The sequence below is a fragment of the Sphingomonas kyeonggiensis genome (assembly GCF_030812785.1).
Classification (GTDB): domain Bacteria; phylum Pseudomonadota; class Alphaproteobacteria; order Sphingomonadales; family Sphingomonadaceae; genus Sphingomonas; species Sphingomonas kyeonggiensis_B.
Genome location: NZ_JAUSTJ010000003.1, coordinates 978,886 through 994,102, shown reverse-complemented (window position 1 = coordinate 994,102; position 15,217 = coordinate 978,886). Strand labels below are relative to the sequence as shown.

10 protein-coding genes are annotated in these 15,217 nt (G+C 66.1%); 4 read left to right on the top strand and 6 right to left on the bottom strand.

Annotation, left to right across the window (positions count from 1 at the left end):
- Position 1: 1 nt before the first annotated feature.
- Together J2W22_RS21980 and J2W22_RS21975 are read right to left on the bottom strand one after the other, a co-directional pair.
- The gene (locus J2W22_RS21980) at positions 2-1,732 is read right to left on the bottom strand and encodes a type I secretion system permease/ATPase (protein ID WP_307120412.1); all 1,731 of its coding nucleotides are present in this window, start codon (positions 1,730-1,732) and stop codon (positions 2-4) included.
- Positions 1,733-1,808: 76 nt separating this feature from the next.
- A complete protein-coding gene (locus J2W22_RS21975; RefSeq protein ID WP_307120411.1) occupies positions 1,809-1,937 on the bottom strand; it encodes a hypothetical protein in 129 nt (42 codons plus the stop codon).
- A gap of 132 nt (positions 1,938-2,069) precedes the next feature.
- Between J2W22_RS21975 and J2W22_RS21970 the strand changes: the two genes are divergently transcribed.
- Positions 2,070-4,526: a calcium-binding protein gene (locus J2W22_RS21970; RefSeq protein WP_307120410.1), complete on the top strand. Its 2,457-nt coding sequence runs from the start codon at positions 2,070-2,072 to the stop codon at positions 4,524-4,526.
- Between the two features lie 37 nt (positions 4,527-4,563).
- On the opposite strand, the gene J2W22_RS21965 is transcribed toward J2W22_RS21970, so the two are convergent.
- A complete protein-coding gene (locus tag J2W22_RS21965) occupies positions 4,564-5,478 on the bottom strand; it encodes an ROK family protein (protein WP_307120409.1) in 915 nt (304 codons plus the stop codon).
- A 159-nt stretch (positions 5,479-5,637) separates the two neighbouring features.
- Between J2W22_RS21965 and J2W22_RS21960 the strand changes: the two genes are divergently transcribed.
- The 3 genes from J2W22_RS21960 (at position 5,638) to J2W22_RS21950 (ending at position 8,766) form a co-directional block, all read left to right on the top strand.
- On the top strand, positions 5,638-6,966 hold the full coding sequence (locus J2W22_RS21960; protein ID WP_307120407.1) for a sugar porter family MFS transporter: 1,329 nt from the start codon (positions 5,638-5,640) through the stop codon (positions 6,964-6,966).
- Positions 6,967-6,992: 26 nt separating this feature from the next.
- Positions 6,993-8,216 (top strand): ROK family transcriptional regulator, encoded by a 1,224-nt coding sequence (locus J2W22_RS21955; protein ID WP_307120406.1) that lies wholly within the window; start codon positions 6,993-6,995, stop codon positions 8,214-8,216.
- 112 nt (positions 8,217-8,328) lie between these two features.
- Positions 8,329-8,766 (top strand): DUF6386 family protein, encoded by a 438-nt coding sequence (locus tag J2W22_RS21950; protein WP_307120405.1) that lies wholly within the window; start codon positions 8,329-8,331, stop codon positions 8,764-8,766.
- 305 nt (positions 8,767-9,071) lie between these two features.
- Here J2W22_RS21950 and J2W22_RS21945 read toward each other — a convergent pair whose 3' ends face one another.
- From J2W22_RS21945 to J2W22_RS21935, 3 genes are read right to left on the bottom strand one after another with little or no spacing between them, the layout of a single operon-like run.
- Positions 9,072-11,393 carry a GH92 family glycosyl hydrolase gene (locus J2W22_RS21945; RefSeq protein WP_307120404.1) on the bottom strand — a complete coding sequence of 774 codons (2,322 nt, stop codon included), beginning with the start codon at positions 11,391-11,393 and terminating at the stop codon, positions 9,072-9,074.
- A 17-nt stretch (positions 11,394-11,410) separates the two neighbouring features.
- A complete protein-coding gene (locus J2W22_RS21940) occupies positions 11,411-12,844 on the bottom strand; it encodes a glycoside hydrolase family 125 protein (protein WP_307120403.1) in 1,434 nt (477 codons plus the stop codon).
- A gap of 22 nt (positions 12,845-12,866) precedes the next feature.
- On the bottom strand, positions 12,867-15,206 hold the full coding sequence (locus tag J2W22_RS21935) for a GH92 family glycosyl hydrolase (protein ID WP_307120402.1): 2,340 nt from the start codon (positions 15,204-15,206) through the stop codon (positions 12,867-12,869).
- Between the last annotated feature and the right edge of the window lie 11 nt (positions 15,207-15,217).

Here is a 15,217-nt window from a genome sequence, read left to right as displayed (position 1 = left end):
TTCATGCCTGGCCGCTCCCGGTGGCGCGCACCCTGCCGGCCGGCTGGGGCGCGATCCTGGGCAGAACTTCATTGCGGGTTCCGAACATCTCCACCCGGCCGTCGCGCAGCACGAGGATCTTGTCGATCACCGGCAGGATGCCGAGCTTGTGTGAGACGATCAGCACGGTGCGCCCCTCCGCCTTGATCGCGGCGACCGCGGCGACCAGCGCCTGATCTCCCTCCTGGTCGAGATGCGCGTTGGGCTCGTCGAGGATCAGGATCGCGGGATCGCCGAATATCGCGCGGGCCAGCCCGATCCGCTGGGCCTGGCCGGCCGAGATGCCGCGCCCGCCGAGCTTGAGCTGATGGTCATAGCCGTTGGACAGCCGGCGGATCAGCGTATCGGCACCGACCTTCTCCGCCGCGGCGACCACCCCGGCGTCCGTCGCCGCGGGATCTTCGCCGCGCTCGCGGGCGAAACGGGCGATGTTCTCGGCAACCGTGCCGGCGAACATCACGGCGTCCTGCGGCAGATAGCCGAGATGGCGGGCGAGCGTCTCCGGATTCCAGTCGCGCGCATCGGCTTCGTCGAAGCGGATCGTGCCGCGATCGGGGATCAGCGCGCCGGCGATGGCGCGCACCAGCGTCGACTTGCCCGCGCCGCTGGGCCCGACGATCGCCACCACTTCCCCCGGCGCGACCTTGAGCGAGATGCCGGCCAGGATCGCGCCGTCCTGCCTGTCGTTGAGCACCGTCACGCCCTCGAGCGTGATCGCCCCGCGCGGAGGCGGCAGCCGGGTCGGCTCGCCTGCCGTCATCGCGCCGTCGAGCAGCCCGCCGAGATTGTGATAGCTCTGCCGCGCCTGGACGATGGCCTTCCACGTGCCGATCAGCTGCTCGATCGGCGCGAGCGCCCGGGCGATCAGGAAGGAGGAGGCGAAGATCGCGCCGCCCGAGATCAGGTTGTCGACCGCCAGCAGCGCGCCCAGCCCCAGCGCGAGCGACTGGAGCGCGAGGCGAGTGAACTTGCTGGCGGTAAGGAAGCCCCCCGCAGCGAGGCTCGCCTCGGTCTGCGCGCTGAGCATCGCCTCGCGCTGGCGCAGCTGGCGCTTGACCATCGCCTCGCGCATGCCGAGCGCGCGCACGCTGTCGCTCGCTGCGAGCAATGCGTCCTGGTTGGCATAGGATGCAGCTCCGATCGCCTGGGCCCGGTCGAGCCGCTTGCGCGTCATCCGCTCATTGCCCCAGGCGAGCAGGGGCAGCGCGATGCAGCCGAGGATCGCGACGGCGCCGATCCAGGGGTGCACGAGGAAGCAGACCAGGATGTAGATCGGCATCCAGGGCGCGTCGAACAGCGCCAATATGCCCGCGCCGGTGAGCGCGCCGCGCAACGTGTCGAACTCGCGTAGCGCCTGGCGGGCAAACGGCAGCTCGGGCCGGCCGAGCGTCGCGTCGAGGATCAATGGGGCTAGCGCGGCGTCGAGCTGCACCCCCGCCCGCACCAGCAGCCGGCTGCGGATTCGGTCGAGCAGCGAGAGCGTGCCGAGCGCGAAAAGCAGCACCAGCGTCAGGAACAACAGGGTCTGCAGTCCCTGCGTCGGCACTACCCGGTCATAGACCTGCAGCATGTAGAGGGTAGGAACGATGTAGAGCAGGTTGATCAGCGCGCTGAACGCTGCGGCCGCCACGAAATGGCGCCGGCAAAGCTGCAGCGCAGCGCGCATCGTCCCGAGAGTGGCCGCGTCCTTCATCCCGTCGCCCCAAATTGCGCAACCGCGCAACCCTTTTGGATCGCGCGGCGTTTACACAAATTACGCTGATTCCGGGTCAGATTCCATTCCAGCCCATGGCCCGGGGCCAGTCGATGGTCGACAGCTCGTGGAGCAAATCGACGATCCTGTCCAGCGCTCCGCCCATGCGGGCCTGACCTTGGCATCCGAGGATCACCGGCTTCATTCCCCACGGCTTTTGAAATTAATTCCGCATAAACAACGTTTGGAAAATTTCAGAAATATTACAGCAAAGACCCTGGCCGAAGGGCATCTGTTGCGGTTGTGCAGTGCAACATGCGCGTAAAAGGGTATCTGGGTGACGACAGTCTATATCGAAGCCGGCACACCGGGCGTGGATGACAGCGCCCGGATCATGGCAGCGCTGGCCGATCCGGACGTGACCACCGTGGTCCTGGGGCCTGGCACCTTCTACGCGGCCTCTTCCATCATCGTGCCCTCGGACAAGACGCTGACCGGCACGAGCACCGATTCCACGCTCATCCAGGCGCTGCCCGAATTCGCCCGGGACGAGGGCTCGTTCGGCGTGGTCGCCTCCGCGACCGGTGCGGAGAATGTCACCGTCTCCAACCTCAGTATCGACGCGGCCAAGCTCCTCGTCGACGGCGCCCGGATGAATGCCTGCTACATGGACCAGGCCACCGGCTTCACGGTCGAGAACGTCAACACCTACAACGCCACCGGCTATGGCCAGTTCGCCCAGGGCGACCTCAACACCTATCAGGCCGGCGGCGAGGCCGTCTATGCGAGCGGCACCTACACCAATTGCTGGAGCTATAATTCCAACGTCGCCTTCGAGCAGATGTTCTGCGACGGGATCACGCTCACCAACTGCAACGCCCGCGACGGCGATGGCGACATCAACTCGGAATACAGCTTCCACCCGCTCTCGGGCTCGAAGAACATCACCTATATCGACTGCACCTCGATCAGCGCGGTGAGCGGCGGCTTCGGCCTGATCACCAGCGTTGCGGGGCTCGAGAATATCTCGATCATCGACTGCACCGTGCAGACCGGCACCTCCGCGGCGATCACCTCGGCGGGATTCAATCCGGTGACCGGCCTCGTGATCGAGGGATCGTCCTTCGTATCGACCGGCAATGCCGGTGCCAGGCTGGGCGGGATCAGCGGCACGATCGACGGCTCCTATTTCGAAGGCGCGGTGATCGGGGCCGAATTCGGCTATTCGTCCGATGGCACGCCCTGCGTCCTCCTCATCACCAACACCGATGCGCTCGGCATCGTCGATCCGCTCTCGCCGGTCGGCTCCTACGGGATCAACGTCTTCGGTGACGGCATCAGCTGGGACGGCGGCAAGATCGAGGCATGGGGCGCGCTCGGGCTGATGTTCCCGATTTCCGGGGTGCCGACACTGGGTGCCGATACCGAGTTGGTCGCCAATGGCCTTTACGGCTTCCTCGGCAGCGATGCGCCGGGTGACATGATCCTCGGCACCGGCGTGGACGACCGGCTCGTCGGCACCGACGGGAACGACTGGCTCGCCGGCTTCTTCGGCAACGACACGCTCATAGGTGGTGCGGGGCAGGACCTGCTGGAAGGCGGCCATGGCAACGACACCTATTATGTCGATGCGGGCGATGTCGTGGTCGAGGCGGCGGGCGACGGCTTCGACACGATCTATACGAGCGGGAACTTCACGCTCGACGCGAATGCGGAGATCGAGGTCCTTGGCACGAGCGACTGGCGGCTGACCGATCCGCTGCGCCTCACCGGCAACGCGTTCAACAACAAGCTGGTCGGCAACAGCGGCGACAACCAGCTGTATGGCGGCGCCGGCAATGACAGCCTGGTCGGGATGGACGGCAACGACATCCTCGACGGCGGCACCGGCTATGACCTCATGCAGGGCGGCACCGGCGACGACAGCTATTATGTCGACGATGCCCGCGACGTGGTCCGCGAGGCGGCCGACGAGGGCTTCGACACCGTCTATGCGAGCAGCAGCTTCTCGCTCGAGGCCGGGTCGAGCGTCGAGGTGATCGGCACGACCGACTGGCGGCTGACCGACCCGCTGCGCCTGGCTGGCAACGAGCTCAACAACCGGGTGGTCGGCAACAATGGCGACAACCAGATCTATGGCGGCGCCGGCGACGACACGCTGCTCGGGCTCGGCGGCAACGACATCCTCGACGGGGGTGCCGGGCAGGACCTGATGCAGGGCGGCACCGGCGACGACACCTATTACGTCAACAAGGGCGACAAGATCGTCGAATTGGCCGGCGAAGGCCTCGACTCCGCCTATGCGTCGGAATCCTACACCCTCGAAGCCGGCGTCTCGATCGAAGTGCTCGGCACCACCGATCCGAATGCGCTGACCGCGATCGACCTGACTGGGAACGAGCTCAACAACAAGCTGATCGGCAATGCCGGCGCGAACACGCTCGACGGCGGTGCGGGCTCCGACACGTTGCGCGGCATGGGCGGCGCGGACACCTTCGTGTTCAGCACCGCGCTCGGGCCGACCAATATCGACCTGCTCCCCGACTTCGTGAGCGGCGAGGATCATATCGCGCTCGATTCCGCGATCTTCACCGCACTGGGCAAGGGCGCGCTGTCGGAGGGAGCGTTCGTCAACGGCCGCGTCGCCGCCGACGCCGACGACCGCATCCTCTACGATGCGGCGACGGGCGCGCTCTATTATGACGCCGACGGCAATGGCAGCGGCGCCGCGGTCCAGTTCGCGACGCTGACGCCAGGGCTGCACCTGGCGCACACCGACTTCTTCGTGGTCTAGCAGGGGGTGGTCGGCGCCGGGCGCCGACCTTCGGGGCTTACTTCCCGGCCTTGGAAAGCGCGAGATTGGCGACAGCGATGGCGCCCAGCGGCCCCGCCTTGTCACCCAGCGCGGGCGCCACGATGTACGGACCGTCGTCCGGCAGCGTCATATAGCCGTTGAGGCTGGCGCGGAGCTCGGCCTCGATCCGGCCGAGCAGGTGCGACTGGCCGGTCACGACGCCGCCGCCGATCGCGATGCGATGCGGAGCGGTGGAAGAGACGATCGCATGGCACATCATTGCCAGCGCATGGGCGACCGGCGCCCAGACGGGATCGTCCGCGCCCACCTCGCCGATCGGGCGGCCGCCCAGCCGCAGCTTCAGTGCCGAGCCCGAAGCGAGGCCTTCGACGCAATCGTCATGGAAGCTGCAGAAGCTCGGCTGGCCGTCGCCGACGAGGCGCGGCACGCGGATATGGCCGAGCTCGCTATGCGCGAAGCCGCGGGTCGGCAGGCCGTGCACCACGAGGCCGACGCCGACGCCGGTGCCGACGGTGACATAGGCGAAGTCGTCCATCCCCTGCGCGCAGCCCCAGGACATCTCCGCCAGCGCCGCGCCGTTCACATCGGTGTCGAAGCCTACGGGCACGTCGAAGGGTGCCGACAGGATGCCGAGCACATCGGTGCCCGGCCATGCCGCCTTGGTCGTCGCCAGGATCTGGCCGTGGCTGGCGGAACGCGGGTTGAGGTCGATCGGGCCGAAGGACGCGATGCCGAGCGCGGCGAAACCTTCCGCCGCATCCCATTCGCGCAGGATCGCGAGGATCGCGGGCAGCGTCTCGTCGGGCTGGGTGGTCGGCACGGTGCGCTGGTCGCGGATATCGTCCGGACCGCTCGCCAGCGTGGCGACGCACTTGGTTCCGCCCAGTTCGATGCCGGCCCGCAGCGGCGTAACATTGTGAACATCGCTCACGCGGGCAAGATCCGAATCGCTGCGTTCGGACCAGATTGCGACTGCATTCCCCTCTCCCGGCAATAACTTGGCGTGTTTCGGTACGCATTGCTTTTCACACGCGATGTCTGCATTAATATTTCAAATTAGATAATTCAATGATCCGGAGAGGGGTCTGCGATGGAAGCTGGAACCAGCACGCTCAATCGATCGGCCGTGGGTGCCGCCAGCCTAGGCGGCTTGTTGTTCGGGTTCGACACGGCAGTGATCGCCGGCGTCACCGATGCCCTGCGCCATACTTTCCACCTGAGCGCCGCCGAGCTCGGCGCGGCGGTCTCCGCCGCACTGGTCGGCACGCTGGTCGGCGCGCTCGGCGCCGGACCGCCGGGCGACCGCTTCGGCAGCCGCACCATGCTCTACTGGATCGCCGGCGCCTATATCGTCTCGGCGATCGGATCGGCAGCGGCGGGCGGACTGGCGATGCTCGTCGCCTTCCGCTTCATCGGCGGCCTCGCGATCGGCGGCTCCTCGGTGCTGGCACCGGTCTATATCGCCGAGGTCAGCCCCGCCGAGCGGCGCGGACAGCTGGTCGGGCTGTTCCAGTTGAGCATCGTGATCGGCATCCTCGCCGCCTATGTGAGCAATTTCCTGATCGCCCGCGCGATCGACGGCGACCTGGCCTGGCGGATCAAGCTGGCCGTGGCCGCCGCCCCCGCCCTGCTCTTCCTGCTACTGCTCCTGCGCATCCCGCATAGCCCGCGCTGGCTGACGCAGCAGGGCCGCATCGCCGAGGCGAGCGCCGCGATCCGCACGCTGCGGATGGGCGACCCCGAGCGGCTCCTCGCGCAGTTCACCGCCGCCGCAACCACTCCAGGAAGCCATGCCCGGCTGAGCTGGGCGCTCCACCGCCGCCCGATCCTGCTCGCCATCGCGCTGGCGCTGTTCAACCAGCTCTCGGGCATCAACGCGATCCTCTATTATCTGGGCGACATCTTCGCAGCCGCCGGGTTCAACGCAGTGTCGGCGGACCTGCAGGCAGTGGCGATCGGCGTCGCCAACCTGCTCGCCACCTTGCTCGGCCTGGCGGTGATCGACCGGGTCGGGCGGAAGCTCCTCCTTCTGATCGGCGCGATCGGCACGACGCTGGCGCTCGCCGCCGTCGCGACGATCTACACGCTGGGCGCGGGACAGATGCTCCTGCTGCCGGCACTGATCGCGTTCATCCTGTTCTTCGCGGTTTCACAAGGCGCGGTGATCTGGGTCTATCTTTCTGAAATATTTCCGACAGCGGTGCGGGCGCGCGGCCAGGCAATCGGCAGTGCAACCCACTGGGGCATGAACGCAATTCTTGCTTTCGGCTTCCCGATAGTTGCGCAATATACGCAGGCCTTGCCATTCTGGCTGTTCGCCGCTGCAATGCTGGTGCAGTTTGTCATAGTCTGGCGATACTTCCCTGAAACGCGCGGCATTTCGCTCGAGCGGCTGGAAGGAACGCTCGAAGGGAAATGAGAGTAGGTGATGGAAATGAGCCTGGCATGACGAGCATTGCCCGCCGCGCCCGGCCGCGCCTTTCCGGGACCAATCTCGAGCGTGCCGCCGACCACAACCAGCGCGTGACGCTGCACGCCATCCGCGTGCTCGGGCCGCTGACCCGCGTCGAGCTGGCGCGGATCACTGGGCTCACCGGCCCGGCGATCGCCAACATCACCAAGCGGCTGCTGCAGGACGGGCTGATCGAGGAAGCCGGCCAGCGCCGCGGCGGCCGCGGCCAGCCGCCGACCGCCCTGGTGGTGAAGCGCGACGCCTGCTACTCGATCGGCGTCAATATCGACCGCGACCATATCACCATTGTGCTGGTCGACTTCTCCGGCGAGACGCTGACGCGCACCACCGAGGAAGTCGATTTCGCCCTGCCCGACCAAGTGCGCGCGCTCTATCGCCGATCGATCCGCAACATGCTCCGCCGCGCCGATGTCGATGTGGCCAAGGTCGTCGGGCTGGGCGTGGCGATGCCCGACGATCTCGGGCTGGTCGACCTGCCGGGCCGCCCGGCCAACTACGCCGATTGGGAGCAGACCGACATCGCCGCGCTGTTCGACGAGCCGTTCGACCTGCCGGTGTTCGTCGAGAACGACGCCGCCGCCGCCGCGATGGGCGAGATGCAGCTCGGCCATGGCCAAAGCAACAACAGCTTCTTCTACATCCTGCTGTCCTCGGGCCTGGGCGGCGGTCTGGTGATCGACGGCACCTATATCCGCGGCGCGGACGGGCGCAGCGGCGAACTGGGCTTCATGCGCGCGCAGGGCGAGACGGGCGAGCAGATCCAGTCGCTGGTATCACTCTCCGGCCTGACCCGCTGCCTCGAGGCGGCCGGCCACAGCCTAGCCGATGCGCGGGGCCGCACGCCCGAGGCTTCGGTACAGCACTGCATCGCCGACTGGACCGAGCGCGCCGCCCACCAGCTCACCGTGCCGCTCGACGCAGTGAACTGCCTGATCAACCCGGCGGTGGTGCTGCTCGGCGGGCGCCTGCCCACCGCGCAGCTCGACGCGCTGGCGGCGCGCACCGACGCGCTGATGCGCGAGCGCGCGCCGCAGCTGCCGGCGGTAGCGCCGGTGGCCCGCGCCGCGCTGTCCGAGGACGCGCCGGCGGTGGGAGCAGCGATCCTGCCGTTCAGCCACTTCCTGCTGCCCAAGCCGGGCGCGCTGTGGAAGGCACAGGGCAGCGCGGATATGGAGATGGATGGGATCGACGGTTAGAGGCGGGGCTCGATCGGGCCGTGGGCTCATAAAGCGGACTGGTGGCAAGCGCCCCAGTTGCGGACATCGACGACTTGCTCTCAAACTACCCGCAAAATCGCACGGGGGCTCTATGGTGCTGTTGTTTAATGCCGTCGCGACCGACACGGCGACCATCTGCATTTTTGACGTTGGCGCGATGAAGCACCGGGTCAACGATGTCGGTGATTGGTGGTCGATCCCCGCGAACGAATTGGCCGAGGTTCAAAACGGAAATGCCTTGTTCCTCAATCTTGGGACTGACGGCACCTATCAACTTGAGATTGTGGATGAGATTGACCAGAGCGCGGTTAGTTTCAATTTGAATACCCCGTCAGGTCGAGTCTTCATTGGGGCTGGGGAGGAGATGTCTGGCGGCGGTTTCGAACCCGAAGGCATGTCCGGTTTTTTTGTCGAAGTGCGGGAGCCCAATTATAGAGTTTTCGTCTCTCGCGACGGGCAGAGGATAAGTGTGAAGTTCGTCGCGGCCCCGGCTTCGAGAAACGAGGTCTCGCAATTGATACGGCTGTAATTGGGAACGGCAGCTAACCACCCAATCTCGACCGCTCAGCCCTACGCTAGAAGCTGATGCCTATAATCGCGACCTAGCGTTGACCCAAAAAGCCTCCCTTGATGGGGAGGGCTGGGTGGGAGTGACCTCTCCACAGGCACCGGCGCGTGATGAGAGATCACCCTCACCCTCCCACCGCCTCCGACGGCAGGTTATCCTCAGAGTGACTTAGCTGCTCCCCGGCGAAAGCCGGGGCCCAGGGTTTCTCTGCCGTCTCGCTTTGTTACCCTGGGCCCCGGCTTTCGCCGGGGAACTGAAAGAGTGAGCTAACCGGCGTGCCCGAACGAGGGCGGGCGATCGGCCTTGGCGGTGCCGAAGCTCGACGGCTTGTCGCCCATCTCGAAGACCAGCTCACCGCCCTTGGCGAGGTCGGCATGGGCGATCCAGTTCTTCGTCCAGGGCTTGCCGTTCCAGCGCACCGACTGGATGTACGGGCGATCCGCACCGTTGCCGTTCGCCACCACCCGCAGCGTCCTGCCGCCGCCCAGCGCCACCTCGACGCGGTCGAACAGCGGTGAGCCGAACACATAGAGCGCGCTGACCGGATCGACCGGATAGAAGCCCAGCGCCGAGAAGACGAACCAGGCGCTCATCTGGCCGCAATCGTCATTGCCGATCTCGCCGTCGGGATCGTTCTTGTACATCTCCAAGCACAGGCGGCGGACCATCGCCTGGGTCTTCGCCGGGGCGCCGGCATAGGCGTAGAGATAGGCGACGTGGTGGTTGGGCTCGTTGCCGTGCGCGTACTGGCCGACCAGGCCCGAGATGTCGGGCGGCGCATTGTCGGGCAGCGTCGAGGGCGCGTTGAACAGCGCGTCGAGTTTCTCGACGAACGCGGCATCGCCGCCGAAATGCGCGATCAGGCCGTGCACGTCATGCTGGTTGAGGAAGGTCGCCTGCCAGCCATTCGCCTCGGTGTAATCGCGGTGCAGCTTGGGATCATGGCCGATCTGGATCGGGTCGTAATTGGCCCACCACTTCCCGTCCGAGAATTTCGGCCGGGCAAAGCGCGTCGAGGCGTCGAGCACGTTGCGATAGTTAAGGCTGCGCTTGCGGAGTGCCGCGGCATCGTCCTTGGCGCCCGCGGCGTCGGCGAGCACGGCCATCGCCCAGTCGTCATAGGCATATTCCTGGGTGCGGCTGACCGACTCCCAGATCTTGTCGGCGGGGATATAGCCGAGGTCGTAATAATATCCGCGGCCGAGCGAGCCGTCGCTGTCCTTGAAGGTGCGATCGAAGGCGCGGCGGCGGATGTTCGGCCAGGCGGCGGCATAATCGGCCTTGATGCCCTTGGCATGCGCCTCGGCCAGCACCGAGACCGAGTGCCAGCCGATCATGCAGCCGGTCTCGATCCCCTGGAGCTGCCAGACCGGCGGGCCATAGGGGCTCTGCTGGGTCTGGCGGATCAGGTCGCGGGTGAAGGTGGCGGCGCGATCGGGCTGCACCAGAGTGAGCAGCGGATGCAGCGCGCGATAGGTGTCCCACAGCGAATAGGTGCTGAACGATGCCTCGCCCGCCGGCACCGTATGCACCTGCTGGTCCATGCCGACATAGCGGCCGTCGCGATCGGTGAAGAGCGTCGGCGCGAGGAAGCAGTGATAGAGCGCGCTGGTCAGGATCGTGCGCTGGTCCTCGGTGCCGCCGGCCACCTGGACGCGGTCGAGTTCCTTGGCCCAGAGGCGCCGTGCCTTGCTTGCCGCACCGTCGAAATTCCAGCCGGGCGCCTCTTCGGCCAGCGCTGCCTTGGCACCGGCGATATCGACGGCGGAGATACCGGTCTTGATCTGGATCGGCGCGCCGCCGGCCTTGTCGAAGAACAAGGCGACCTTCAGGCGGTTGCCGGCGATCGACCGGGCGCCCTTGGCCGCCGGCTTGTTGTCGTCGCCAAAGAACTCGACGCGGTCGGGCTTGCGCGACAGCTGCATCGCGAAGTGGATCATCCGCCCCTTGGCCCAGCGATGCACCCGGCGGCTGCCGGTGAGCACGCCGTTCGCGTCGATCGCGAGCGAGGCATTATCGAGCGTGACGCCCTTGTCCCACACGTCGCGGATCATGTGCGCGAAGTCGATCAGGATGTGCCCGGCCCCCGCGGGGAAATGATAGCGGTGCAGGCCGGTGCGCTCGGTGACGGTCAATTCGGCGAGCACGCCGCTTTCGAGCTTCACGCGGTAATAGCCGGGCTCGGCCGCTTCCTCGGAGAAGCGCTGGCGATAGCCCAGATCCGGATTCTCGAGCGTGCCCGGATCGAGCTGCAGCGGCCCGCGGGTCGGCACCACCAGCACGTCGAGCATGTCGCCGATGCCGGTGCCCGACAGGTGGGTGTGCGAGAAGCCCATGATCGACGTGTCGCTGCGGTGATAGCCGGAGCAGGCATCCCAGCGGGCATTGTCGGTATCGGGGCTGAGCTGGGCCATGCCGAAGGGCAGCGAGGCGCCCGGGAAGGTGTGGCCATGCCCGCCCGTGCCGATGAACAGATTGGGCTTGCCGGGCCCGGCCGCGCCCTGGGCGCTGGCTACATGCGGCAGCGCGGTACCAAGCGCGAGGGTGCCGGCTCCGGCGAGCAACTGGCGGCGATTTGCGGTGATCATGGGGTCTCTTACTCTTCCTAGATCTTCTGGGCGAGCAGCGCGGGCTTGCGCCTGGCGATGTCGAGAATCAGGTCGCCGAACAGGCCGTTAGCCCAGGCGAACCAGCTCCGCGTGAAGTTGGCGGGATCGTCCTTGTGGAAGCTCTCATGCATGAAGCCGGTGCCGCCATGCGAGGCCTTTAGCCATTTGAGGCACTGCATCACGGTCGCGTCGTCGTCGTGGATGAGGGCGCGGGTGATCAGCGACATCGGCCAGATCATGTCCATGCCGATATGCGGCCCGCCAATGCCCTCGCCGAACTTGCCCTTGAAGAAATAGGGGTTGCGCTCGGACCAGGCGAGCGCGGCGGTGCGGACATAGAGCGGGTCGCGCTTGTCGGCGGCGCCGAGCAGCGGCAGGCCTGACAGGCTCGGGACATTGGCGTCGTCCATGAAGATGGCATTGCCATAGCCATCCACCTCGAAGGCCCAGACCTGGCCGCCCTTGCCGTCCGGCATCTTGCCATGGGCGTCGAGTGCTGCCTGGACCTCGTTCGCCAATGCCAGCGCATCCTGCGCAGCCACGGTGTCGCCGCGCGCCTCATTGTGCACCTGAGCTAGCATCTTGAGGGCGGAGACCGCGAACAGGTTGGACGGGATCAGGAAGGGGAAGACACAGGCGTCGTCCGACGGGCGGAAGCCCGAATGGATCAGCCCGACCTTGCGGGTCGGTGCGCCATAACCGCCGAACATCAGCGTCTCGGTCGGCGAGGGATCGACGCGCTGGAAGTGGTAGGGGCCCGGGCCGTCCTTGCGCTGCTGCTCGCGGAAGGTCGCGACGGCCCGCGCCGCACCCTGCGCCCAGAGCGCGTCGAACGGCGTCTTGTCCCGCGTCGCGGTCCAGTAGCTGTGGGCGAGGCGCATCGTATAGGCGAGCGAGTCGATCTCCCATTTCCGCTCGGCGACGCCGGGCTTCATGTCGGTCCGGTCGTTGATCGCCGACAGGTTCGACTTGGCGGTCGGGTCCGGCGTGAAAGCATTGGCGTAGGAATCGATCAGGATGCAGCGCGCCTGACGCTGGATCGCGCCTTGGAAGACCCGGCGCAAGTCGGCGTCCTTGGGCGTCAGGTGGACATAGGTCTGCAGCTGCGCCGAGCTGTCGCGCAGCCACATCGCGTCGATGTCGCCAGTGATGACGAAGGTGTCGGGCTTGCCCTCCACGGTACCGAGCTTGACCGTGGTGTCGAGCGTGTTCGGGTAGCAATTCTCGAACAGCCAGGCGAGCTCGGGGTCGGCGATCTTCGCCTTCACCGCCTTGATCTCGGCCTCGACCGCCTTGCTGACGAAGCCGCGCTGGGCGACCGGCGGGCGCTTCGAGACGAAGCCCTCCGCCTGTCCGGCCAGTGCCCGCATCGGCAGGGCCGCCGAAACGGCAAGTGCCCCTGCCCCCATCATCATCTCGCGACGCTGCATGTCTTTCTCCTGTTCTTCTGGCTCAGCGCGTCGCGGGCGCGCTCATCGAGAAAGGCGCATTGGCCTTGGCAATGCCCCATTTGGTGTTCGGCGTCGGCCCCATCACGAAGCGCAGCGTGCCGCCGCCCTGCAGCTCCTCACGCGAGAACCAGGGCTTGTCGTGCGGCTTGCCGTTCAGGGTGACCGACTGGATGTAGACGTTCTTGTCGCTGTTGTTGGCGGACTCGATGTTGAGCACCTTGCCGCCCGGCATGGTCAGGCGGACATTGCGGAACAGCGGGCTGCCGATCGCATATTGGCCCACCGTCGGCGTCACCGGGTAGAAGCCGAGCGCCGAGAAGACGTACCAGGCCGAGGTCTGGCCATTGTCCTCGTCGCCCGGATAGCCGTCGGGCGCCGCCGAATAGAGCTTCTTCATCACGTCGCGGACATGCGCCTGCGCCTTCCACGGCTGGCCGGCCCAGTCGTACAGATAGATCATGTGCTGGATCGGCTGGTTGCCATGGGCGTACTGGCCCATGTTGACGATCTGCATCTCGCGGATCTCGTGGATCACCTGGCCATAATAGCTGTCGTCGAAGATCGGCCGGGTGGAGAAGATCGAGTCGAGGCGATCCACGAACTTCCTGTCCCCGCCCATCAGGTCGATCAGGCCCTGCACGTCCTGCATCACCGACCAGCTGTAATGGAGCGAATTGCCCTCGGTGAAGGCGTCGCCCCATTTGTAGGGATTGAAGGGCTTGGACCAGCTGCCGTCCTGGTTGCGGCCGCGCATCCAGCCGCTCTCCTGGTCGAACAGCTTGCGATAGTTCTGCGCTTGCGCCGCGTATTTCTTGGCGTCCTCGGTCTTGCCGAGCGCGGCGGCGAGGCGGGAGAGCGAGAAGTCGGCGGTGGCATATTCGAGGGTGCGCGCGGCATTCTCGTTGATGCCCACGTCATAGGGGACATAGCCGAGCTTGTTGTAATATTCGACGCCCTCGCGGCCGACCGCGCCGACCGTGCGGCCGCGCTTGTCCTTCGGGCGGCCTTCGGAGGTCGTCGCGTTCTTGACCATCGCCTCGTACAGCGTCTCGACGTCGAAGCCGCGCACGCCGTTGAGATAGGCGTCGGCGATCAGGTTCGCCGAGTTCGAGCCGATCATCACGTCGCGGTGCCCGGGGCTCGCCCATTCGGGCAGCCAGCCGGATTCCTTGTAGGTGTTGACCAGCCCCTGCATGATCTCGCTGTCGCGTTCCGGGTTCATCAACGCGAACCAGGGGAAGACCGCGCGCCACGTGTCCCAGAAGCCGTTGTCGGTGTAGAGGAAGCCGTCGTGCACCTTGCCGTCATAGGGGCTGTAGTGGACGGTCTTGCCCGCCGCATTGACCTCGTGGAACATGCGCGGGAACTGCAGCATGCGGTACATCGCCGAATAGAAGGTGCGGCGATTGTCGAGGTTCGGATCGCTCACCTGGACCTTGGCGAGCTCCTTCTCCCAGGTCTCGCGCGCCTTGGCGCGGGTCTGGTCGAAGCTGTCCTTGCCGATCTCGCGATCGAGGTTGAGCGCGGCCTGTTCGGGGCTGATGAAGGACGAGGCGACCTTGACGTTCACCTGCTCGCCCGCGCGTGTCTTGAAGCTGACCACCGCGCCGACATGATCGCCTTCGCTGGCGTTGGCGCCCGAGACCTGGCCATTGTCGTCCCAGGTGCGGGTGACTTCGAAGTCTTTGTCGAACTGCGCGACGAAATAGCTGTGGAAATTGTCCGGCACGCCGCCGTGGTTGTTGCGGACATAGCCGATGATGCGGCGGTTCGCTGCGTCGATCTTCACCATCGATCCGCCGGCATAGCCGTCGATCAGGATGTGCGCGTCGTCGGACTTGGGGAAGGTGAAGCGGAAGCTGGCGGCGCGGTTGGTCGGGGTGACCTCGGCGGTCACGTCATAATCGGCGAGATAGACCTTGTAGCCATAGGCGCGGGCATCCTCGGCCTTGTGGCTGTACCAGGACGCGCGCTCATTCTCCTTGACCTTGAGCGGCCCGGTCTCGGCGAAGAGGCCGAACGCGGCATAGTCGTTCATCCACGGGCTGGGCTGGTGGGTCTGCTTGATCGCGTTGATCTTGTGCGCGCTATAGGTGTAGCCCCAGCCATCGCCCATCTTGCCGGTGACCGGCGTCCAGAAGTTCATGCCCCAGGGCACCGCCACCGCCGGATAGGTGTTGCCATAGGACAGCTCGTAGCTGCTGTCGGTGCCCATCAGCGGGTTGATCAAGTCGACCAGTGCGGGTTCCGCGCTCTGCGCCATTGCCGGCGCCATGGTCGTGCCGAGCGCACTGGTGAGCAGCATTGCCGAGATGCAGCATGCGCCGATGAACTTTCTCACAATCCGATACT

Bases quoted from the DNA above. Each gene is read 5' to 3' on its own strand.
- J2W22_RS21980 (WP_307120412.1), bottom strand. From the start codon at position 1,732: ATGAAGGACGCGGCCACTCTCGGGACGATGCGCGCTGCGCTGCAGCTT.
- J2W22_RS21975 (WP_307120411.1), bottom strand. From the start codon at position 1,937: ATGAAGCCGGTGATCCTCGGATGCCAAGGTCAGGCCCGCATGGGCGGA.
- J2W22_RS21960 (WP_307120407.1), top strand. From the start codon at position 5,638: ATGGAAGCTGGAACCAGCACGCTCAATCGATCGGCCGTGGGTGCCGCC.
- J2W22_RS21955 (WP_307120406.1), top strand. From the start codon at position 6,993: ATGACGAGCATTGCCCGCCGCGCCCGGCCGCGCCTTTCCGGGACCAAT.
- J2W22_RS21950 (WP_307120405.1), top strand. From the start codon at position 8,329: ATGGTGCTGTTGTTTAATGCCGTCGCGACCGACACGGCGACCATCTGC.
- J2W22_RS21945 (WP_307120404.1), bottom strand. From the start codon at position 11,393: ATGATCACCGCAAATCGCCGCCAGTTGCTCGCCGGAGCCGGCACCCTC.
- J2W22_RS21940 (WP_307120403.1), bottom strand. From the start codon at position 12,844: ATGCAGCGTCGCGAGATGATGATGGGGGCAGGGGCACTTGCCGTTTCG.